Genomic DNA, 20,830 nt, shown 5'->3' with positions numbered 1-20,830 from the left:
CGCCTCAGCCGCGCTCGCGGAGCACCCCGTCCTCCTCGACGTACTCCTCACCGGTGCGGGGGCAGGCGAAGACGCCGTCCCCCCGGTCCTCGAGCGGCAGGCCGGCGCGACCGACCCAACGGATCCGACGGGCGGGGGAGCCCACCACCAGGGCGAAGTCGGGCACGTCAGCGGCAACGGTCGCGCCGGCGGCCACCAGCGCCCAGCGGCCGATGGTCACGGGCGCCACGCAGACCGTCCGGGCGCCGATGGAGGCGCCCTCGCGGACGGTCACGCCGACCATCTCCCAGTCGTCGGCGCCCTTGAGCTCGCCCTCGGGGGTCACCGCGCGGGGGAAGGTGTCGTTGGTCAGGACCACGGCCGGGCCGACGAAGACGCCGTCCTCCAGGACGGCCGGCTCGTAGACCAGCGCCTGGTCCTTGATCTTGCAGCGGTCGCCGACCTGCACGCCGGGGCCCACGTAGGCACCCCGGCTGATGATGCACTCCCGGCCCACGCGCGCGTCCTCGCGGACGTGGGCGAGGGGCCACACGACCGTGCCGTCCCCCAGGGACGCGCGGTCGCTCACTTCGGCGGATCCCACGATCCGCGGCGGTTCCAACTCGGGCACCGGACCAGCCTCATCTCTCGAAGGACATGGAACGAGGTCCCGCCATGCTAGAGGAGCCGCGACGTCTGCGTCGCCGTCCCGCCACGCCGCTGCTGCTGCTCGGCCTCCTGCTCGCCCTCCTGGTGGTGCCCGGGGCCTGGACGTCGGCCGGGGCGGCCGACCCGTGCGGCGCCGGCGGCAACGCCATCGCCTGCGAGAACTCCAAGCCCGGCACCCCGCCGTCGGTGTGGGACATCGACGGCGCGGGCGACGCGTCGATCCAGGGCTTCGCGACCGACATGTCGGTCAACGTCGGACAGCGGATCGACTTCAAGGTCGACACCGACGCCACGGCGTACACGATCGACGTCTACCGGCTCGGCTGGTACCAAGGCCTCGGCGCGCGCAAGATCGCCTCCGTCACCCCCAGCGCGACCCTGCCGCAGCGCCAGCCGGCGTGCGTCCGGGACGCCGCCACCGAGCTCGTCGACTGCGGGAACTGGGCCGTCTCGGCGTCGTGGAACGTGCCGACGACCGCCGTGAGCGGCGTCCACGTCGCCCACCTCAAGCGCTCCAACGGCGACGAGAGCCACATCACCTTCGTGGTCCGCAACGACGCGAGCACCTCCGACGTCGTCGTCCAGACCTCCGACACCACGTGGCAGGCCTACAACACCTACGGCGGCTCGAGCTTCTACCAGGGCGCTGCCAACGGCCGGGCCTTCAAGCTGAGCTACAACCGGCCGGTCCTGACCCGCGGGCTGCAGAACGGCCGCGACCACTTCATGGGCACCGAGTACCCCTTGGTGCGCTTCCTCGAGCGCAACGGGTACGACGTCAGCTACCTGTCGGGCGTGGACACCCACCGCCGCGGGCAGCTGCTGACCCAGCACGACGTCTTCGTCTCGGTGGGCCACGACGAGTACTGGACCGGGACCCAGCGGGCCCACGTCGAGGCGGCCCGGGACGCGGGCGTCAACCTCCAGTTCCTGAGCGGCAACGAGGTCTACTGGCGCTCGCGCTACGAGCCGTCGATCGACGGCCGGGCCACGCCGCACCGGACGCTGGTCACCTACAAGGAGACCTGGAACAGCGCCAAGATCGACCCCTCCCCGGAGTGGACCGGCACGTGGCGCGACCCGCGGTTCGCCGCGCCCGCCCAGGGCGGCGGGCTCCCGGAGAACGCCCTCACCGGGACGATGTACAAGGCGAACTACAGCGACCTCCCCCTCACAGTGAGCGCGGCGGAGGGCAAGCTGCGGCTGTGGCGGCACACGCCGCTGGCCAACCTGGCCGCGGGGAGCAGCGCGCAGCTGGCCCCGCACACGGTCGGCTACGAGTCCAACGAGGACGTGGACAACGGGTTCCGGCCGAAGGGGCTGATCCGGACATCCACGACGACCGGCCCGACCCCGGAGTACCTCCTCGACTACGGCCTGCGCGTCGCCCCGGGCACGACGACCCACCACACCACCCTGTACCGCGCGGCCAGCGGGGCGCTGGTCTTCAGCGCCGGCTCCGTGCAGTGGTCGTGGGGCCTGGACGCCGAGCACGACTCCTCCTACGCCCCCGAGCCGGCCGACGTCCGGATGCAGCAGGCCCAGGTCAACCTGCTCGCCGACATGCGCGCCCAGCCCACCACCCTGATGGCCGGCCTCACCCTCGCCTCCCGGACCACCGACACCACCGGCCCGGTCGTCAGCATCTCGGCCCCCGCGGCCGGCAGCACGATCAGGAACGGCGACCGGGTGACCGTCACCGGGACGGCCACCGACTCAGGTGGCCGGGTCGCCGGGGTCGAGGTCTCCGGCGACGGCGGCCAGACGTGGCACCCCGCCACCGGCACCACGTCGTGGAGCTGGTCCTACGTGCAGTCCGGCACCGGGACCGTCGCGGTCCAGGCGCGGGCCACCGACGACAGCGCCAACACGGGGGCCGTCGCGAGCCGGCAGCTCACCGTGACCTGCCCCTGCTCCGTCTTCGGCTCCGAGGTGCCCGCGACCCCGGCGACCGCCGACACCTCGGCGGTCGAGCTCGGCATGCGGTTCAGCCCGACCACCGACGGGTTCGTCTCGGGCGTCCGGTTCTACAAGGGGCAGGGCAACGGCGGAACGCACGTCGGCTCCCTGTGGAGCGCCACCGGCCAGCTGCTCGGCCGCGGCACCTTCACCGGGGAGACGGCCACCGGCTGGCAGACGCTGCAGCTCGCCGACCCGGTCCCGGTCGCGACCGGGCAGACGTACGTCGTCTCCTACACCGCGCCGCAGGGCAGGTACGCGCTGCAGTCCGACGCCTGGTACCAGGCGCCGAAGGTCGCGACGCCGCTGCGCGTGGCCGGCGGCTTCGGCGCCGCACCCGCCGGCGTCTTCGCCGACGCGGGCCGCTTCCCCGACCGCAGCTACGGCAGCAGCAACTACTACGTCGACGTGCTCTTCACGACGATGGACGGGTCGCCCCTCCGGGTGGGTTCCCAGTCCCCGCTGCCCGGCTCGACCAGCGTCCCGCCGCAGAGCACCGTGTCGGCGGTCTTCTCCAAGCCGCTGACGTCGGGGTCCGCCTCGATCCAGGTGCGCGACGCGCTCGGCGCCCTGGTCGCCGGCAGCTCCCAGTACGACGCCGCGACCCGCCGGATCACCTTCACGCCGAGCCAGCCGCTCGCCTCGTCCGTCCGGCACCAGGTCACGGTCCGGGGCACCGACACCGCCGGGCAGCAGGTCTCGGCGGGCGGTGAGTGGGCCTTCACCACGGCGAAGCCGGCCGCCGCGCCCGGGGTCTGCCCGTGCGGCGTCTACGACGACGCCACGCAGCCGGGCACCCTCCAGGACTCCGAGACCGCCGCGGTCACCCTCGGGCTGCGCTTCGCGCCGCTCCGGGACGGCCAGGTCTCGGGCGTGCAGTTCTTCAAGGGCCCCGACAACACGGGGACCCACGTGGGCTCCCTGTGGCGGGTCTCCGACGGGGCGCTGCTCGCGCAGGGCACCTTCACCGGCGAGAGCACGTCGGGCTGGCAGGAGCTGACGTTCGGCTCGCCCGTCACCGTGCAGGCCGGCGTCCAGTACGTCGTGGGCTACCGCACCACGGTGGGTCGGTACTCGGTGACGACCAACGCGTTCGCGCAGGGCGCGCTCGACACGTCGATGATCGACGCGATCGGCGGCGCCTACACCTACCCGGCAGGTTTCCCCTCGGCCCAGTCCTCGACGAGCTACATGGTCGACGTCGTCTTCCAGAAGGCACCGGAGCCGTTGACGGTGACGGCCCAGGCGCCCGCGCCGGGGGCGGTCGAGGTGCCGCGCGGCACGTCCGTCGCGGTCGACTTCTCCACCTCCGTGCGGCCCGGCGCGACGCTCACCCTCGTCCAGGGCGGGACGACGGTGCCCGGCACGATGAGCCTGGGCGCCGGCGGGACGTCGCTGAAGTTCACGCCGTCCTCCCTGCTGGCCGCCGGCAGCGACGTGCAGGTCACGCTGGCGGGGGTGACCTCCACCGAGGGCGCCGCCCTGCCGACGCGGATCTGGGGGTTCCGCACCCGGAGCGCCTCGGCGGCCGTGGAGCAGACGCTCTTCACCACCCAGGTCCCCGCGACGGCCGCGATCGCCGAGGCCAGCCCCGTGGAGCTCGGGACGGCCTTCGTGCCGGCCCGCGACGGCCGGGTGACCGGCGTGCGGTTCTTCAAGGGGACGGGCAACACCGGGACGCACCGCGGCTCGCTGTGGTCCGCGGACGGTCAGCGCCTCGCCCAGGTCACCTTCGCCGGGGAGTCGGAGAACGGCTGGCAGAAGGCCTACTTCGACACCCCGGTGCCGGTCACCAAGGGGACGCAGTACGTCGTCTCGTACTTCGCCCCGCGGGGCCACTACGCTGTGACGTCGGGCTTCTTCTCCACCGAGCTGGTCTCCGGCGACCTCCGGGCCCCGGCGGGCGCCAACGGCCGCTACCTCTACGGCTCGGACGGCGGGTTCCCGCAGTACTCCTGGAGCTCGACGAGCTACTTCGTGGACCCGGTCTTCGAGGCGGGGGCCGCGACGGTCGCGGTGGAGTCGCGGAGCCCGGCGCCGGGCGCGACGGGGGTGGTGACGGCGGTGCAGCCGCGCCTGACCCTCACCGAGCCGGTCCGGGCGACCGGGTGGGCCGCCACCCTGACCCGGGCCGGGACCCAGGTGCCGGTCGACGTCGCCCGCACGGCGGACGCGAGGTCGCTGGTGGTGACCCCGCAGCAGCCGCTGGCGACCGGGACGACGTACACGGTCACCTTCTCCGGCGTGGTCTCCGAGGAGGGAGCGGTCCTGCCCACCCAGTCGTGGAGCTTCACGACCGAGCAGGCCGCGGCGCCGACCACCTCGCTCTTCGAGGGGGTGGCCCCGGCCACCGCCGCCGCCTCCGACACGGCGGCGGTGGAGCTCGGCACGAAGTTCGTGCCGGCGGTGAACGGCCAGGTCCTGGGCGTCCGCTTCCACAAGGGCACCGGCAACACGGGCCAGCACACGGGCTCCCTCTGGTCCGCGGACGGGCAGCGCCTGGCGCAAGTCACCTTCGCCCAGGAGACCGCCTCGGGCTGGCAGAGCGCGACGTTCGACCAGCCGGTCGCCGTCACCGCCGGGACGACGTACGTCGTCTCCTACCACGCGCCCGTGGGGCGCTACTCGATCACGACCGGCTTCTTCTCCCAGCCGTGGACGCGGGGCGACCTCACCGCGCCCGCCGGGACCAACGGCGTCTACCGCTACGGCTCCGGCGGCGTCCTCCCGACCGGGAGCTACCAGTCCAGCAACTACTTCGTCGACGTCCTCTTCCGGGCGGCGCCGTGACCAGCAGGACCAGCAGGACCAGCACCAGCAGAAGGACCGACAGCAGCGAGCAAGGGGGCACCACATGACCGGCACCACACAGGCACGGCCACCGATCGGCGTGGCCGTCGTCGGCGCGGGCTACTGGGGACCGAACCTGGTCCGCAACTTCCGCGCCAGCCCCGACTGGGAGCTGGTCGCCGTCTGCGACCTCGACGAGGAGCGGGCCCGCCGGGTGCTGGGCGGCGGGTCGGGCGACGTCCTCGTGACGTCGTCGCTGGCCGAGGTGCTCGGGCGCGACGACGTGGCGGCGGTCGCCGTCGCCACCCCGGCCCGCACCCACCAGGGGATCGCCCTGGCCGCCCTGCGCGCCGGCAAGCACGTGCTGGTGGAGAAGCCGCTCGCCGACAGCGTCCCCCACGGCCGGGCGATGGTCGAGGCGGCCCGCGAGCAGGGGCTCGTGCTGATGGCCGACCACACCTACTGCTACACCCCGGCGGTGCTCAAGATCCGCGAGCTGGTCGAGGCCGGTGAGCTGGGCGAGATCCTCTTCGTCGACTCGGTCCGGATCAACCTCGGGCTGGTGCAGCCAGACGTCGACGTCTTCTGGGACCTGGCGCCCCACGACCTGTCGATCCTCGACTTCGTGCTCCCGGGCGGGCTGCGACCGACCGGGGTGGCGGCCCAGGGGGCCGACCCGCTGCGAGCCGGCAAGGCGTGCGTCGGGTATCTCAGCCTCCCCCTGCCAGGAGGGTCGATGGCCCACGTCCACGTCAACTGGCTCAGCCCGACCAAGATCCGTCAGATGGTGGTCGCCGGCACCCGCCGGACCCTCGTCTGGGACGACCTCAACCCCCAGCAGCGGGTGAGCGTCTACGACCGCGGGGTCGACCTGGCGCAGCAGGCGGTCGGGACGACGGACCGCACCGCCGCGACGATCTCCTACCGCCTGGGCGACACCTGGGCGCCGGCCCTGCCGGAGCGGGAGGCACTGGCGGGGATGGCCGCGGAGTTCGCCGCCAGCATCCGGGAGCGACGACCGTCGCGGACCGACGGCGCGGCCGGGCTCCGGGTGCTCCGGGTGCTCGACGGCGCCTCCCGCAGCCTCGCCGCCGGCGGGGTCCTGGTCGACACCGACATCAGCACGACACAGCTGGAGGTAGTGGGATGACGAGCCTGGAGGGCGCGCAGGTCCTGGTCACGGGCGGGGCCGGGACGATCGGCTCGACCCTGGTCGACCAGCTGGTGGAGGCGGGGGTGGCCCACGTCGACGTCCTGGACAACCTGGTCCGGGGCCGGCGGGCCAACCTCGACGACGCCCTGGCGTCGGGCCGGGTCGCCCTCGTCGAGGGCGACATCACCGACCGGGACCTGGTCCACGACCTGACCCGCGGCAAGGACCTGGTCTTCCACCAGGCGGCGATCCGGATCACCCAGTGCGCCGAGGACCCGCGGCTGGCGCTGGAGGTGATGGTCGACGGCACCTTCAACGTGGTGGAGGCCGCCGCGCAGGCGCGGGTCGGCAAGCTGGTGGCGGCGTCGTCGGCCTCGGTCTACGGGATGGCCGAGGAGTTCCCGACGCCGGAGCGCCACCACCACCACCACAACGACACGTTCTACGGGGCCGCCAAGTCGTTCAACGAGGGCATGGTCCGCAGCTTCCGCGCGATGCACGGGCTCGACTACGTCATGCTCCGGTACTTCAACGTCTACGGGCCCCGGATGGACGTGCACGGCCTCTACACCGAGGTGCTGGTGCGCTGGATGGAGCGGGTCGCCGACGGTCGACCGCCGCTGATCTTCGGCGACGGCCGCCAGACCATGGACTTCGCCTGCGTCCCCGACATCGCCCGCGCCAACGTGCTCGCCGCGCGCAGCGACGTGCGCGAGGGGGTCTACAACGTCGCCAGCGGCACCGAGACCAGCCTGCTGGAGCTGGCCGAGGCGCTGCTGCGGGTGATGGGGCGGCCCGACCTCTCGGTCGAGCTCGGGCCGGAGCGCGCGGTCAACGGCGTGGTGCGTCGGCTGGCCGACGTCTCCGCCGCGCGGCGCGACCTCGGCTTCACCACCGAGATCGGCCTCGAGGAGGGGCTGCACCGGCTCGTCGAGTGGTGGCGGCCGCTGCGCGAGGAGATCGCGGCCGGACGCCAGCTGGCAGGTGCACGATGAGCCGGATCAACGTGATGCAGCCGTGGTTCGGCGAGGAGGAGACCGCCGCCGTCGCCGAGGTGCTCGCCTCCGGCTGGGTGGCCCAGGGGCCCCGGGTGGCGGCGTTCGAGCGCGCGTTCGCCGCCCACCAGGAGGCGGACCACGCCGTGGCCGTCTCCAGCTGCACGGCGGGCCTCCACCTGGCGCTGCTGGTCGCCGGCGTCGGGGCGGGGGACGACGTGGTGCTGCCGTCGTTCTCCTTCATCGCGACCGCCAACGCGGCGACCTACCTGGGGGCCCGGCCGGTCTTCGCCGACGTCGACCCGGTCACCGGCAACGTCACCGCGGAGACGGTCGCCGAGGTGCTGACCCGCGACACGCGGGCGGTGGTGGTCGTCGACCAGGGCGGTGTCCCGGTTGACCTCGACCCGGTCCGCCGCCTGTGCGACCCCCAGGGGATCGTGGTCGTCGAGGACGCCGCCTGCGCGGCGGGCTCGACCTACCGCGGGCGCCCCGCCGGGGCGGGCGCAGAGATCGCGGCGTGGTCCTTCCACCCGCGCAAGCTGCTCACCACCGGCGAGGGCGGGATGGTCACCACCTCCCGCCCCGAGTGGGCGGAGCGGGTCGCCCGGCTCCGCGAGCACGCGATGAGCGTCTCGGCGGCCGAGCGGCACGCCAGCGTCCTCGCGCCCGCCGAGCAGTACCCGGAGGTCGGGTTCAACTACCGGATGACCGATCTGCAGGCGGCGGTCGGGCTGGTCCAGCTGGGGCGGCTCGACGAGATGGTGGCGCGGCGCCGCGCCCTCGCCGAGGGGTACGCCAAGGCGCTGGAGGAGGTCGACGGGCTCCGGCTGGTCGCCGACCCGCCCCACGGGACGACCAACTTCCAGTCCTGCTGGGTCGAGGTGGAGGAGGAGTTCCCGCTCAGCCGGGACGAGCTGCTCGTCCACCTCGCGCGGGCCGACATCTCGGCACGGCGCGGGATCATGGCGGCGCACCGGCAGCCGGCGTACCGCTACCGGTACGGCGGCGGGCTGCCGCTGCCGGGCACCGAGCGGCTCACCGACCAGACGCTGATCCTGCCGCTCCACCACCAGCTCTCGGAGTCCGACCAGGCGCGCGTCGTGGAGGCGCTGTGCCGGGCAGGGCGGGCGAGGTGAGCGGGCTGCTGCTGCTCGCCGCCAGCGGGCTCGCCCGCGAGGTGCTCGCGGTGCCGGGGCTGCTGCAGCGGCACGCCTCGGTGACGCTGCTGGACGACGACCCGGCCCGGTGGGGGACCGAGGTGCACGGCCACCCGGTCCGCGGCGGGCTGGAGCTCGCGGGGGAGTACCCCGACCACCGGCTCCTGGTCTGCGTGGGCCGCGGGGCGGCGCGGCGCGCGGTCGTGCGGCGCCTGCACGGGCTGGGGGTCCGCCCGGACCGGTACGCCACCGTCGTCCACCCCGACGTGCGGGTGCCCCCGGGCTGCCGGGTCGGGCGCGGCAGCGTGCTCCTGGCGGGCGTGGTGCTCACCGCCGACGTGGAGGTGGGCGAGCACGTCGTGGTGATGCCGCACGCGACGCTCACCCACGACGTGGTGCTCGAGGAGTTCGCGACCGTCTGCGCGGGCGTCCAGCTCGGCGGCGGCGTCCGCGTGGGGACCGGCGCCTACCTGGGGATGGCCGCCGCGGTGCGCGAGCGCCTCGTGGTGGGCGCCGACGCCGTCCTCGGGATGGGGGCCGTGCTGACCGCGGACCTGCCCCCCGGCGAGACCTGGGCGGGCGTCCCGGCCCGCCCCCTGCGACGACCCGTGGAGGTGGAGGGATGAACGTCCCGTTCGTGGACCTGGCGTCGCAGCACGCCGAGGTCGCCGACGAGGTGCAGGTGGGCCTCGCCGACGTCTTCGCGCGCACCGCGTTCGTCGGCGGCGAGGAGGTGGGCCTCTTCGAGGCCGAGTACGCGCGGTACGTCGGGGCGCGGCACTGCGTGGGCGTGGCCAACGGCACCGACGCCCTCGAGCTGGCGCTGCGCGCCGTGGGCGTCGGGCCGGGGGACGAGGTGGTCCTGCCGGCCAACACGTTCGTCGCCACGGCGGAGGCGGTCTCGCGGATCGGGGCCGTCCCGGTCCTCGTCGACGTCGACGAGGAGCACCTGCTGGTCGACGTCGACGCGGTCGGGCGGGCCCTCACCCCGCGCACCCGGGCCGTGGTGCCGGTGCACCTCTACGGCCAGGTCGCCCCCGTCGAGCGGCTGCTGCCGCTCTGCGCGGCGGCGGGGGTCGCGGTCGTGGAGGACTCCGCCCAGGCGCAGGGCGCGCGCCGGCACGGCGCGCCGGCCGGCTCCCTCGGGCTGGCGGCGGCGACGAGCTTCTACCCCGGCAAGAACCTGGGCGCCGCGGGCGACGCGGGCGCCGTCACCACCTGCGACGAGGAGGTGGCCGACCGGGTGCGGCTGCTGGGGGCGCACGGCTCGCGCACCAAGTACGTCCACGAGGTGGTCGGGACGAACTCGCGGCTCGACACGGTGCAGGCCGTCTACCTGCGCGCCAAGCTCGCGCGGCTGGAGAAGTGGAACCAGCTGCGCCGCGAGGCGGCCGCCCGGTACGCCGAGCTGCTCGCCGACCTGCCCGGCGTCCGGGTCCCGCGGACGTTGCCCGGCAACGAGGACGTGTGGCACCTGTACGTCGTCCGGGTCGCCGACCGCGACCGGGTGCTGGCCGGGCTGGCCGAGGCGGGCGTGGGCGCCGGGATCCACTACCCGACCGCCCTCCACCTCACCCCCGCCTACCGGCACCTGGGCCTCGGGCCGGGGGCCTTCCCGGTGGCGGAGGCGGCGGCCGACGCGATCCTGTCGCTGCCGATGTTCCCGCACCTCGCGCCCGTCCAGCAGGAGCGGGTCGCGGACGTCCTCGGCAGCCTCGTGCGGGGCTGACGCGTGGGCCGCAGCAGCACCGTGGGGGAGCGGGAGCAGCGCACGCCGACGCGCCCCGGTGCCGGCGGCGCTCTCGTCTGGAGCCTGGTCAACACCGCGGTCGCCCGCTTCGGCACCGTGGCCATCGGCATCGCGCTCGCGCGGATGCTGGGACCCGAGGAGTTCGGCACCTTTGCGGTGGCCCTGGTCGCGCTGATGGCGGTGCTCAGCTTCAACGAGCTGGGGGTGAGCCTGGCCATCGTCCGCTGGCGGACCGACCCCGCCGAGATCGCCCCCACGGTGGCCACGATCTCGACGGCCACGAGCGTGCTGGTGGCCGGGGCGGCGATGCTGGGCGCCCCGGCCTTCGCCGGCGCCATGGGCTCCCCCGAGGCGGCCGGCCTCGTGCAGCTGCTCGTGCTCTGCGTGGTGGTCAACGGGGTCGTCGCCACCCCGGCCGCGCTGATGCAGCGGGCCTTCCGCCAGGACCAGCGGATGCTCGTCGACCAGGTCAACGTGTGGCTGGGTGCGGCGGTCTCCCTCGCCATGGCGGCGACGGGCAGCGGCGCCGAGGCCCTGGTCGTCGGACGGCTCGTGGGGGCCGTCGTCTCCGGGGCGCTCTTCCTGCGGTTCTCCCCCCTGCCGCTGCGGTTCGGCTTCGACCCGCGCTGCGCCCGCCGGCTGCTGTCCTTCGGCCTGCCGCTCGCGGGGGCGAGCGTCGTGGTCTTCCTGGTCGGCTTCCTCGACCAGGTCGTGGTGGGGAGCGTGCTGGGGCCGGTGACGCTGGGCCACTACGTGCTGGCGGTGAACCTCGCGTCCTGGCCGGTGCTGCTCTTCTCCCAGCCCCTGCGCAGCGTGGCCCCCGCGCTCTTCGCGCGGATGCAGCACGACCCCGAGGCGCTGGGGCGGTCCTTCGGCCTCGTGCTGCGGCCGGTCGCGCTGGTGGCCCTGCCGCTCTGCGCGGTGATGGCGGTGACCGCGCCCGAGCTGGTGCGCTTCGTCTACGGCGAGGCGTGGGCCGGCGCGGCGCCCGCGCTGCGGTGGCTCGCGGTGCTGGCGGGCCTGCGGATCTTCTTCGAGCTGGCCTACGACCACCTCGTCGTGCGGGAGCGCTCCCGCGCGCTGCTCCGGGTCCAGCTGCTCTGGGTGACGCTGCTGGTCCCCGCGGTGTGGTGGGGGACCCGCAGCCACGGCGTGGAGGGTGCCGCCGTCGGCCTCCTGGTCGCGGCCGCGGCGGCGAGCGTCCCCCTCTACCTGGCCGAGCTGGCCCGGGTCGGCGTGCGTCCCGCGGCGGTGCTCTCCGCGCTGGCGGTCCCGCTGGCGGCGGCTGCCGTCACGGCCGCGGCGGCGGGAGCCCTCGTGGCGACCGTGGCCCCCGACCTCGTGGCCCTCGTCCTGTGCGGACTCCTCTCGTCGGCGGTCTCCGCCCTGCTCGTGCTGCGGCACCGGGCCGACCTCGACGTCTTCCGGAAGGTCTCCCCATGAGGGTCCTGGTCTACCCGCACGCCATGGAGATGGGCGGCAGCCAGCTCAACGCGGTCGAGCTGGCCGGCGCGGTCCGAGACCTCGGCCACGAGGTCGTCGTCTACGCCCCCGACGGCCCCCTGGTCGACGTGGTCGCCCGGATGGGCCTGGAGGTGGTGCCCCGGCACCCGTCGCCGATCACCCCCGGACCCGGCACCGCGCAGGACCTCCGCCGGCTGTCCCGGACGCGCGGGATCGACGTCCTGCACGGCTACGAGTGGCCGCCGATCATGGAGTGCTGGGCGGCGGCCGGCCCCGCGCGCGGGGGGCCGGCGGTGGTCGGCACCGTGATGTCGATGGCCGTGGCCGACTTCCTCCCGCGCTCGCTGCCGCTCTTCGTCGGGACCGAACGGCTGCGTCGGCTCACGGCCGCCACCCGGCCGGGCGAGGTGCTGCTGATGGAGCCGCCGGTCGACGTGCGCGCCAACGCCCCGGGCGGCCCCGGGCGGGAGTTCCGGGCGGCCCACGCGGAGCCCGACGAGCAGCTCGTGGTCGTGGTCACCCGGCTCGCCCGGGAGCTCAAGCTCGAGGGGATCCTGACCGCGGTGCACGCCGTCGCCCTGCTCGCCCGCGAGCGGCGGGTGCGGCTCGTCGTCGTCGGTGACGGCCCCGCGCGGGCCGAGGTGGAGGGGGCGGCGGCGGCGGCCGCCGCCCTGGTCGGTCGGCCGGTCGTGGAACTGACGGGGTCGGTGCCCGACCCGCGGGGCGCCTACGACGCCGCCGACGTCTGCCTCGGGATGGGCGGGTCGGCGCTGCGCGCGATGGCCTTCGCCAAGCCGCTGGTGGTCCAGGGCGAGGGCGGGTTCTTCCGCACCCTCACCCCCGACTCCCTGCCCCAGTTCCTCGAGGGCGGGTGGTACGGCCGCGCCGACCTCGGCCGGGCGGACGCGGTGCTCGCGCTCGCGGGTCAGCTGCGCGAGCTGCTCGACGACCCGGCGGGCGCGGCCCGGCTGGGAGCGTTCGGCCGACGGGTGGTGGAGCGACGCTTCAGCCTCGAGCGGGCCGCGGAACAGCTCGTGACGACGTACGCCGCCGCCCGCCGCGCCCCGGCCGAGGGGTCGCCGTGGGTGCGGGACTCCGTGCGGTCGGGCGCGGGCCTGGTGGGCTACAAGGTGGTCCGTCGCGCCCGGCGGCTGGGGGGCCGGGTGAGCCGCGACGACTTCAACGCCCGACCCGCCTGAGCCGGCGGTGCGCCGTCACCCCGGGACGTCGAGGCCGAGGAGGCCGGCCAACCGCCGGGCCCGCTCCTCCCAGCCGTGCCGGCGGGCGAAGCGGCGGCGTGCCTCGACCTCCCGCGGGTCGCCGGCGGCATGGGCCAGCGCCACCGCCCGGGCGGCGAACTCGTCGGGTCCCGACGCCACGGCCACGAGGTCGGTGGCGAGCAGCTCGAGCGCCGGCAGCGGCGTGGAGAGGGCCGCCCGCCCCGCGGCGAGGTACTCCAGGGTCTTGAGCGGGAAGCTGGCCCGGTTGAACGCGGAGTCGGCGTACGGCGTGAGGCCGACGTCGATGCGGCGCAGGTACGACGGGAGCTCGGCGAACTCCTTGCGCCCCACCCACTGGACGTTGCCCCGGGCGACCAGCCGGTCGAACCGGGCGCCGCCCCAGCCGGCCAGCCGGGGGCCCACCAGCAGCAGCGACAGGCCGGTCCCGGCCACCGCCTCCAGCAGGGCCAGGTCGATGCGCTCGGAGAGCTGCCCGACCACCCCCGCCACCCGGCCCTCGAGCGAGACGTCCTGCGGCTCGGGGGCCTCCTCGACCCGCGCGTGGTGGTCGACGTCGCAGCCGTTGGGCAGGACGAAGGCCGACCTGTCCGGCCAGCGCTCGACGATCACCGGGGAGACGGCCCCCAGCGTCTGCGCCTCGGCGACCCGGCGCGCCTCCAGCGCGGCCATCCGATCGGGACGCTGCCCCATCAGGGCGGCGCCGGCCGGGAAGTCGTCGGTCGCGTAGTAGACCCGGCGCGCCCCCGGCACCGGCTGCAGCGGGAGGTAGGGGCTGGTCGCCACCACGACGTCCACCCGCCCCGGTCCGGCCGCCAGGAAGCGGTCCAGGAGCGTGCGGGCGAGGGCGGCCGTGACGGGGAGGACGCCCGGGCGGTAGGGCCACGGCGGCGCGGGGAGCGTCACCCGGGTCACGCCCGGCAGGGGCGTGCCGACCCGGACGCCGCGCAGGGCGTCCCGCGGGCCGGCGGAGCGCACCACCGACAGCGGCGGGTCCACCCAGACCACGTCCGTCCACCGGGCGAGCCGGGTGACGAGCTGTCGGTCGGTGCCGACGACGCCGTCCCAGGGCACGCCGGCCTGCCACAGCACCGTGGGGCGGGCGCCGCCGGGGCGCGCGGTCTCGTCGTCCATCCCGGTCACCGGGGGAGGAGGCCGTCGCCGCAGCGGAGCTCGGGCGGACGTCGACGGGGGACCAGGAGGCTGACCAGGGCCGTGCGGGACCTGCGCTCCCCGCGCACGGCCTTCGAGCCCTCGCTGGCCAGCGCCAGGGCGTAGTAGAGGAGGGACGCCGGCAGCCGGTGCCGGCGCCGGTAGAGCCGCACCCGGTTGACGATCTGCATCGCGTGGATCGCGGGCGACTGGCCGGACCCTCCGCCGACGTGGGTGACGACCGCGTCCGGCACGTAGACCGTGCGCAGCCCGGCGTCCCGGGCCCGGAGGCAGAAGTCGGTCTCCTCGGAGTAGAGGAAGAAGCTCTCGTCCCACCCGCCCAGCAGGTCGTGGCAGGCCCGGTCGACCAGCAGGCACGCCCCCAGGGCCCAGTCGACGGTCCGGGGCGTCTCGTAGGCCGCGGGGTCGTCGAGCCGCTCGCTGAGCGCCGGGTGCCGGGTGCCGCCCAGGCCCAGCGCCCGCCCCAGCGTCGGCTCGCGGCGCAGGGAGAGGAAGAGGCTCCCGTCGGGGGAGAGCACGCGGGGGGCGGCCACCCCGTGGGCGGGGTCGCGCAGGGCGTCCACGAGCCGCGGCACCGACCCCGGCGCGAGGGTCAGGTCGGGGTTGAGCACGAGCACCGGGCCGGTGCCGGCGAGCGCGGCGACGCCGGCGTTGATCCCGGCGGAGTAGCCGTGGTTCCCCGACTCGACGAGGAGGCAGTCCGACCTCGCGGCGACCAGCTCCCGGGTGCCGTCGGTGGAGCCGTTGTCGACGACCACCGTGGCGTGCTCCTGGCCCGCCATCGCCGCGGGCAGCGAGTCGAGCAGCGCCCCCACGACGTGGACGGACTGGTAGGTCACCACGACCACGTCGACCCGGCTCACGCGGCCACCTCCGCACGGGCGGCCCTCGGTGGGGAGAGCGGTTCCCGCTGCAGGCGCCACAGGGCACCGCAGAGCCCGACCACCAGGAAGGTGAGCCCCGAGGCGGTCGGGAAGCTCAGCCCGTCGTAGGTGACGAGCCCGACCGCGGCGGCCGCGACCGCCGCGACGTACCCCTGGCCCCGCTCGGCGGCGACCGGCCCGGTGAGCAGCCGGGAGCGGCCCGCCGTCCAGCCGGCGGCCGCCAGGAGCGCGACGAAGGCGACCAGGCCGACCGCCCCCACCTCGACCAGCAGCAGGAGGTACTGGTTGTCGAGGATGCGGTAGCTCGGCAGGAAGGTGCCGTACCCCCGGCCGAGGAGCGGCGCCTGCTCGATGAAGTGCCACACGACGGGGTAGGAGTCCGTCCGCGAGGCGACGCTGTCGTCCGTGCCGACGGTGGTGAAGAGCTTGAGGATCGTGCCGGCCATCCCCGGCACCGCGACCAGGACGACGGCGAGCATCCCGCCGCAGGTGGCCAAGGCCCAGAGCCGGGCCCGGCGGCCCCAGACCACGCCGAGCACCAGGAGGCCGACCACGGCGCTGAGGATCGCGGAGCGGGAGCCCGACAGCAGGATCGCGAACGCCATGGCCGTGACGGCCGCCCAGTGCCGGCCGCGCGCGGTCGGCGTGGTGCGCGCGTAGGAGATCGCGATCGGCAGCACGATCCCCAGCACGGCGCCGAACTCGATGGGGTGCAGCGCGGTGCCGGCCGGGCGGGCGAAGCCGTTGCGGACCACGAGGTCGCTCAGCGGCGCGCTGGTGACCAGGCCGGGCGGCGTGAACGCCCTGATCAGGAGGTCCTCCGCGGCGAACTGGGCCAGGCCGAGCAGCGCGGTGAGCGCGCCCGCCAGGACCAGCCGCCGCGTCAGCACGTCGAACCGCTCCATCGTCGGCACGCCGTCGTGGGCGAGCAGGCAGACCCCCGTCCAGCCGACGAGGGCAACCATGCCCAGCGTGGCGGTGCTCGCCTCGTCGGCGGCGACCGGCCGGGACATGGCCACCGCATAGCTCGCGGTGAAGGCGAGGAACACGCAGAGCAGGGCGCGCCGGACCGGCTGGCTCCCCCGGTGGGCGGGCGTGGAGCGCTGCAGCTGGTGGAAGAGCCACCAGCAGAGCCCCGCCAGCGCGACCAGGGTGGCCGGCGCCCCGGCGCCGCCCAGGGGCGCCACCACCCAGCGGGACTCCAGGCCGACGAGCAGCACGAGGTAGAAGGTCAGGTAGGTGACCGCGTCCAGGTGGGCGTCGCGCCTCGTGCCCGGCATCAGGCGTTCCCGGGATCCCGCTCGTCCGACTCGTCCCGCTCGTCCCGCTCGTCCGGCTCGTCCGGCTCGTCCGTCGCGTCCGGCTTGCCCGGCCTGCCCTTGCGGGACCGGCGGCGGGTGCTCCGGGAGCGGAGCAGGCTGTCGACCAGCGCGACCGCGAGGACGCTGACCAGCAGGAGGGCCGCGGCGAGCAGGCTGAGCACCTGCACCTTGGCGCGCAGGACGGGCTCGGCCTCGTCGTCGGCGTGGATGACGACCTGGGTGATCTGCTGGGACGGCCTGATGTTCACCGACTCCTGCAGCTCGACCAGGTCGGCGGGCAGGCGCTCGAGCAGGAGGCGGAGCGTCGCCTCGGCCAGCTCGGGGTCCTCGTGGGTGGCCTCGAGCGTGATCACCGGCGCGCTCGTGGCGAAGTCGGGGAGCACCGTGTACTCGGCGTCGGGCACCTCGGCCTCGATCTCCTCGGCGGTCGAGGAGGACGACATGGAGCGGACGAGGATGTCGGCGGTCTGCTTCAGCCCACCCAGCTCGAGGAACCTGTTCTGCTCGGGGAACTCGGCGTTGCGGGGCGGGACCAGCACGACGGCGGCCTCGCTGCGGTAGCTGGGCGGGACGCGCTGGGCGGCGGCGTACACCGCTCCCGCGGAGAGCACGAGGGCGAGCAGCAGCAGCGGCCAGCGCCGCAGGCAGATGACGAAGACGTCCCGTAGGTACACGCAGGTCCTCCTCCCCCGGGTGAGCACCGCGCCCGTCCGTGGATCGTACTCATCCGAAGGGCTTCGTGGGCAGGTGCGGACCGCTGGCCGGGCATAGCATGCGACGCATGACGACGGTCGAGCTGCTGCGCCGGCTCCTGCGCCGGTGGTACGTCGTCGCGGCAGGGCTCGTGGCCACCGCCGCCGTGGCCGCGGCCGTGGCGAGCCCGGCCCCCCTCTTCGTCAGCCGCGTCGACGTCGTCCTCGTGGCCCCGCCCGACGACACGCTCGCCCCCGAGCTGGTGAGCCGGGGGGAGGACCTGATCGCCCTGGCCGGGCTCGTCGAGCGGCTGGTCAACGAGGGGCGACCCCGCGAGCCGGGCACCGCGCAGGTCGTCCCCCTCGAGGGGACGGGGGTGCGACGGGGCGTCCAGGTCACGCTCCCCAACGCCGGGGGCCAGTGGGACCACAGCTTCGTGGCGCCGGTGCTGGACGTCCAGGCGGTCGGCACGAGCCGGGCGGAGGTCGTCGCCCTGCGCGACGACGTGCTGGACCGGGTGGTGCGGACGCTGCGGCAGACGCAGGCGGACGACGGGGTGCCGCCGCGCCGGCGGGCCACGGCCCGCGTGGTGCCCGAGGACGGGCCGGTCGTGCCCGCCGGCGGCCACCCCACCCGGGCGGCCGCGGCCGCGGGCGTCGTGGGGCTCCTGCTCACCGCCCTGGCGGGCCTCCTGGTCGACGGCGTGCTGGTGCGACGCCGGGCCCGCCGCTCCTGACGCGCCGCGACCCCGGGCGGGACGTCCGGTGCGGACGCCCCGGCCGGGGTCGTGGGCACGGGCCTGGGCCCGTGGGGGGTTCGGCTCAGTAGCCGACGGTGCTGCCGGTGGCGGCGTCCTTGTTGCCGGTCCAGTTGACCTGGGCGTTGCGGATGAGGCCGTAGCCCCAGCGGCCCTTGCCCATCACGTTGTTGGAGTACGTGATGTTGCTGACCTTGTTGGTGCTGGAGAAGTTGCCGTCGGCGTAGACGGTGTAGCCGCCGCCGACCAGCTTGTTGCCGGTGACCGTGATGTCGCTGATCGCGCCGAAGTAGTTGTCCACCATGACCGTCGAGGTCTGGCTGTGCTCGGACATGTCGATCGTGTTGTTCTCGACGCGGATGTTGCTCAGGCCGCCGTCCATCTGGATCCCGTCGTAGTGCGGGTCGTTGACGGCCTTGAGGGAGTGGATCCAGTTGTTGCGGATGACGCTGCCGGAGCCGGGGACGATGCCGTCGGCGGTGCCGACGATCTCCGAGTCGGTGACGGTCATGTTGCGACCGCCCCCGCCGATGCCCCCGTTGCCGTCCGCGGTGCCGGTGCCGTTGATCTCGAGGTTGTCGAGCTTCGCGCCGGCCGCGCTCACGCGCACGGTGTAGTAGGACGAGCCGGTGATCCGGGTGTTGCGCACCGTCACGTTCTCGGCGCGGATCTCCAGCGAGCCGCGGATGTCGAGGTTCTCGACGACCGCGCCGGGCTGGGTGACGACGACGCTGCCGGACGACTTGAGGGTGACGCCGGCAGGCACGCCGGTGCTGGCGGCGTTCGGGAAGCCGGTGACCGGGGTCGGCTCGGGCGTCGGCGTCGGCGTCGGCGTCGGCGTCGGCGTCGGGGTCGGGGTGGGCGTCGGGGTGGGCGTCGGCTCCGGGATCGGGGCGACGGGCTGGTTGGCGCTGCTCGCGGTGATCACGTCGACCCAGTAGTTGGACGACAGGTAGCTCTTGGTCGGGAAGCCGGAGGCGCTGCCGTACCGGTAGACGCCGTTGCTCCCGGAGCGGGCGCGCAGGCCGTTGGCCTCGACCGCGGTGGAGAAGCCGCGCTGCGTGGCGGCGTACCGGCCCTTGGGCGCGAAGACGGAGACGGTGTAGCGCTCGCCGGCCTTCAGGTCGACGGGCTGGCTGAAGGCGACCGAGATCCAACCGGTGCTGGAGGTGCGCGGGATGGAGACGGTGGCGAGCCGGGTGCCGGTGCTGCTCCACAGGGACGCCGAGGTCGGGGTCACCGAGGAGTCGCTCGAGGACTTGTAGACCTGGGCGCCGAGGGCACGCTTGGCGGTCAGCGGCGTGAAGGACACGCCGAGCTCGACGCTCGCGGTGTCGGAGTCGGTCCGCACGCTGGAGGGCCGGGTCTCGGGGAAGAGGCCGGAGGAGGCGAGCTGGGTGGCGGAGAAGGTGGTGGAGCTGGTCTCGGCCTGGGCCGCGCCGGGGACGGCGAGGGCGACGGCCCCCGCGACGAGGAGCGCGGACAGGGAGGGGAGGGCGACCCGCGTGAGCGGGCGCGCGGAGGAGTGGCCAGAAGGCATGGTGATGTCGCAACTTTCGGTGGGCTTCATGACTTGGCGCAGCCGGGGCCCGAGAGGCCAAGGAGCCGGAAACGCGTACCCAACATCGGGTACGGATGGGGAGCGTGCCAGCATCGCGTACCCCATTTGGGGTAGACCCCTCGTCAACACCACCCGGAAGGGTGAGGCGAGTCACCCGTTCGGGCCATGCGAGGGGGCGCCGAGGGCGTGCGACGGGCCAGGGGGCCGACCGGGGTCAGCGCCTCGCGAGCACCAGGTAGTGGTTCATCGGGCTCGGCCGCTCCACCGACGCCCCGGGGGAGAGGTCGACGGGCACGAGGGCGTCGCGGGCACCGTCGTACACGCAGACGTCGTACCCGGGCAGCTGCGCCGCGCGCAGGGCCTCGCGCAGCGCGGTGCCGTCCAGCAGCATCGCCAGGCCCACGCGGCCGGCCCGGAGCACCGGCAGCGCCCCGGCCAGCACCTGGGCCTCGTGGCCGGCGGTGTTCACCTTGAGCACGTCGACCTCCGCGAGCCCCTCCGCCCGGAGGAACGCCTCGAGCGTGGTGAGCGGGAGCTCGTCGGTGTCGGTCCCCGTCCCGGAGGGGTGTGGCGTCCCGTCCTCCAGCCCGTCCTCCAGCCCGTCCTCCAGCTCGCGGATGCCGTTGAGGTAGCGGCGGCTGCTGGCCCGGAGCGTCGCGCGCCCGGCGTGCTCGCCCACCGCGAGGCGGTGCGTCACCACGCGGTCCTGCAGCCCGTTGGCGAGGACGTTCTCGTGGAGCACCTCCAGCCCGGCGGCGTCGGGCTCGCAGGCGTGGACCACGGCGCCCGTGCGCGCGGCCGTCATCGTCCAGGTGCCGATCGACGCGCCGACGTCCACCGCCGTGCGGCCGGGCCCGAGGTGCCGCTCCAGCAGGGCCAGCTCGGGCTCCAGCAGGTCGCCGAAGACCACCAGGGTGGGGATCAGCTGCTCGGGGTGCCGGAAGGCGATCCGCAGGCCCGTGCGGCGCGTCCGGGTGACCACGGTCCGGGGCCGGCGCAGCGTGACGACCAGGAGGCGCAGCAGGCCCGCGACGACGCGGGTCGGACCCACCTGGCGCACCCCCCACGCCACCTTGGTGACGGCGAGCCGGGCGCGGGCGGGGGTGGGCAGTGGCATGGTGGCCTCGCAGCTCTCTGGCACGTCGCTGGAACGTCTGTGGTGCGTCTGCGGCACGCCTCCGTCAGGAGCGCGGACCGGGTGTCGCCATGATGCCGCAGATTGACATCTCGTCAACGTTGCCCCAAGGATGACGAGCGTCCTCGTCGTCCCCGGACCGCTCGGT

General features: G+C 74.9%; 16 protein-coding genes. 9 read left to right on the top strand and 7 right to left on the bottom strand.

Going from position 1 to position 20,830, the window contains the following annotated elements:
• Positions 1 to 4 precede the first annotated feature (4 nt).
• Positions 5 to 601 (bottom strand): acyltransferase, encoded by a 597-nt coding sequence (locus DNK53_RS10325; RefSeq protein WP_110182447.1) that lies wholly within the window; start codon positions 599 to 601, stop codon positions 5 to 7.
• 53 nt (positions 602 to 654) lie between these two features.
• Between DNK53_RS10325 and DNK53_RS10320 the strand changes: the two genes are divergently transcribed.
• From DNK53_RS10320 to DNK53_RS10285, 8 genes are all read left to right on the top strand, one after another.
• Complete coding sequence (locus DNK53_RS10320; protein ID WP_110182152.1) at positions 655 to 5,397, top strand: DUF4082 domain-containing protein; 4,743 nt, start codon at positions 655 to 657, stop codon at positions 5,395 to 5,397.
• Between the two features lie 64 nt (positions 5,398 to 5,461).
• Positions 5,462 to 6,547: a Gfo/Idh/MocA family protein gene (locus tag DNK53_RS10315; protein WP_110182151.1), complete on the top strand. Its 1,086-nt coding sequence runs from the start codon at positions 5,462 to 5,464 to the stop codon at positions 6,545 to 6,547.
• Positions 6,544 to 7,545, top strand: a complete 1,002-nt coding sequence (locus DNK53_RS10310; RefSeq protein ID WP_110182150.1) for an NAD-dependent epimerase/dehydratase family protein — start codon at positions 6,544 to 6,546, stop codon at positions 7,543 to 7,545. The genes DNK53_RS10315 and DNK53_RS10310 overlap by 4 nt, the downstream gene beginning before the upstream one ends.
• Positions 7,542 to 8,684 (top strand): DegT/DnrJ/EryC1/StrS family aminotransferase, encoded by a 1,143-nt coding sequence (locus DNK53_RS10305; protein ID WP_110182149.1) that lies wholly within the window; start codon positions 7,542 to 7,544, stop codon positions 8,682 to 8,684. The genes DNK53_RS10310 and DNK53_RS10305 overlap by 4 nt, the downstream gene beginning before the upstream one ends.
• A complete protein-coding gene (locus tag DNK53_RS10300) occupies positions 8,681 to 9,331 on the top strand; it encodes a NeuD/PglB/VioB family sugar acetyltransferase (RefSeq protein WP_110182446.1) in 651 nt (216 codons plus the stop codon). The genes DNK53_RS10305 and DNK53_RS10300 overlap by 4 nt, the downstream gene beginning before the upstream one ends.
• Entirely contained in the window at positions 9,328 to 10,434 is a 1,107-nt protein-coding gene (locus DNK53_RS10295; protein WP_110182148.1) for a DegT/DnrJ/EryC1/StrS family aminotransferase, read from the top strand. The genes DNK53_RS10300 and DNK53_RS10295 overlap by 4 nt, the downstream gene beginning before the upstream one ends.
• 3 nt (positions 10,435 to 10,437) lie before the next feature.
• Positions 10,438 to 11,898 carry an oligosaccharide flippase family protein gene (locus tag DNK53_RS10290; RefSeq protein ID WP_110182147.1) on the top strand — a complete coding sequence of 487 codons (1,461 nt, stop codon included), beginning with the start codon at positions 10,438 to 10,440 and terminating at the stop codon, positions 11,896 to 11,898.
• Complete coding sequence (locus tag DNK53_RS10285; protein ID WP_110182146.1) at positions 11,895 to 13,118, top strand: glycosyltransferase family 4 protein; 1,224 nt, start codon at positions 11,895 to 11,897, stop codon at positions 13,116 to 13,118. Before DNK53_RS10290 ends, DNK53_RS10285 begins: the two co-directional genes overlap by 4 nt.
• A gap of 15 nt (positions 13,119 to 13,133) precedes the next feature.
• Here the strand turns inward: DNK53_RS10285 and DNK53_RS10280 are convergent, their stop codons facing one another.
• The 4 genes from DNK53_RS10280 to DNK53_RS10265 are packed head-to-tail and all read right to left on the bottom strand — an operon-like array spanning position 13,134 to position 17,210.
• On the bottom strand, positions 13,134 to 14,291 hold the full coding sequence (locus DNK53_RS10280; RefSeq protein ID WP_162599879.1) for a glycosyltransferase family protein: 1,158 nt from the start codon (positions 14,289 to 14,291) through the stop codon (positions 13,134 to 13,136).
• A 5-nt stretch (positions 14,292 to 14,296) separates the two neighbouring features.
• Positions 14,297 to 15,193: a glycosyltransferase family 2 protein gene (locus tag DNK53_RS10275; protein ID WP_162599878.1), complete on the bottom strand. Its 897-nt coding sequence runs from the start codon at positions 15,191 to 15,193 to the stop codon at positions 14,297 to 14,299.
• Positions 15,190 to 16,494, bottom strand: a complete 1,305-nt coding sequence (locus tag DNK53_RS10270; RefSeq protein ID WP_110182143.1) for an O-antigen ligase family protein — start codon at positions 16,492 to 16,494, stop codon at positions 15,190 to 15,192. Before DNK53_RS10270 ends, DNK53_RS10275 begins: the two co-directional genes overlap by 4 nt.
• The gene (locus DNK53_RS10265; protein WP_110182142.1) at positions 16,494 to 17,210 is read right to left on the bottom strand and encodes a hypothetical protein; all 717 of its coding nucleotides are present in this window, start codon (positions 17,208 to 17,210) and stop codon (positions 16,494 to 16,496) included. The genes DNK53_RS10270 and DNK53_RS10265 overlap by 1 nt, the downstream gene beginning before the upstream one ends.
• A gap of 107 nt (positions 17,211 to 17,317) precedes the next feature.
• Here DNK53_RS10265 and DNK53_RS10260 point away from each other — a divergent pair, with 107 nt between their 5' ends.
• On the top strand, positions 17,318 to 17,965 hold the full coding sequence (locus DNK53_RS10260) for a hypothetical protein (RefSeq protein ID WP_110182141.1): 648 nt from the start codon (positions 17,318 to 17,320) through the stop codon (positions 17,963 to 17,965).
• 85 nt (positions 17,966 to 18,050) lie between these two features.
• Here DNK53_RS10260 and DNK53_RS10255 read toward each other — a convergent pair whose 3' ends face one another.
• Both DNK53_RS10255 and DNK53_RS10250 read right to left on the bottom strand, forming a co-directional pair.
• Entirely contained in the window at positions 18,051 to 19,526 is a 1,476-nt protein-coding gene (locus DNK53_RS10255; RefSeq protein ID WP_162599877.1) for a DUF4082 domain-containing protein, read from the bottom strand.
• Positions 19,527 to 19,761: 235 nt separating this feature from the next.
• Positions 19,762 to 20,664 carry an FkbM family methyltransferase gene (locus DNK53_RS10250; RefSeq protein WP_162599876.1) on the bottom strand — a complete coding sequence of 301 codons (903 nt, stop codon included), beginning with the start codon at positions 20,662 to 20,664 and terminating at the stop codon, positions 19,762 to 19,764.
• Between the last annotated feature and the right edge of the window lie 166 nt (positions 20,665 to 20,830).

It is taken from the genome of Nocardioides solisilvae, assembly GCF_003194625.1.
GTDB classification, from domain to species: Bacteria; Actinomycetota; Actinomycetes; order Propionibacteriales; family Nocardioidaceae; genus Nocardioides; species Nocardioides solisilvae.
The sequence above is the reverse complement of the archived record's forward strand: the minus strand, read 5'-3'. Positions and strand labels throughout refer to the sequence as shown.

Coding starts and splice junctions, on each gene's coding strand:
- DNK53_RS10310 (WP_110182150.1), top strand. CDS start 6,544: ATGACGAGCCTGGAGGGCGCGCAGGTCCTGGTCACGGGCGGGGCCGGG.
- DNK53_RS10250 (WP_162599876.1), bottom strand. CDS start 20,664: ATGCCACTGCCCACCCCCGCCCGCGCCCGGCTCGCCGTCACCAAGGTG.
- DNK53_RS10315 (WP_110182151.1), top strand. CDS start 5,462: ATGACCGGCACCACACAGGCACGGCCACCGATCGGCGTGGCCGTCGTC.
- DNK53_RS10305 (WP_110182149.1), top strand. CDS start 7,542: ATGAGCCGGATCAACGTGATGCAGCCGTGGTTCGGCGAGGAGGAGACC.
- DNK53_RS10320 (WP_110182152.1), top strand. CDS start 655: ATGCTAGAGGAGCCGCGACGTCTGCGTCGCCGTCCCGCCACGCCGCTG.
- DNK53_RS10270 (WP_110182143.1), bottom strand. CDS start 16,494: ATGCCGGGCACGAGGCGCGACGCCCACCTGGACGCGGTCACCTACCTG.
- DNK53_RS10260 (WP_110182141.1), top strand. CDS start 17,318: ATGACGACGGTCGAGCTGCTGCGCCGGCTCCTGCGCCGGTGGTACGTC.
- DNK53_RS10285 (WP_110182146.1), top strand. CDS start 11,895: ATGAGGGTCCTGGTCTACCCGCACGCCATGGAGATGGGCGGCAGCCAG.
- DNK53_RS10280 (WP_162599879.1), bottom strand. CDS start 14,291: ATGGACGACGAGACCGCGCGCCCCGGCGGCGCCCGCCCCACGGTGCTG.
- DNK53_RS10295 (WP_110182148.1), top strand. CDS start 9,328: ATGAACGTCCCGTTCGTGGACCTGGCGTCGCAGCACGCCGAGGTCGCC.
- DNK53_RS10255 (WP_162599877.1), bottom strand. CDS start 19,526: ATGCCTTCTGGCCACTCCTCCGCGCGCCCGCTCACGCGGGTCGCCCTC.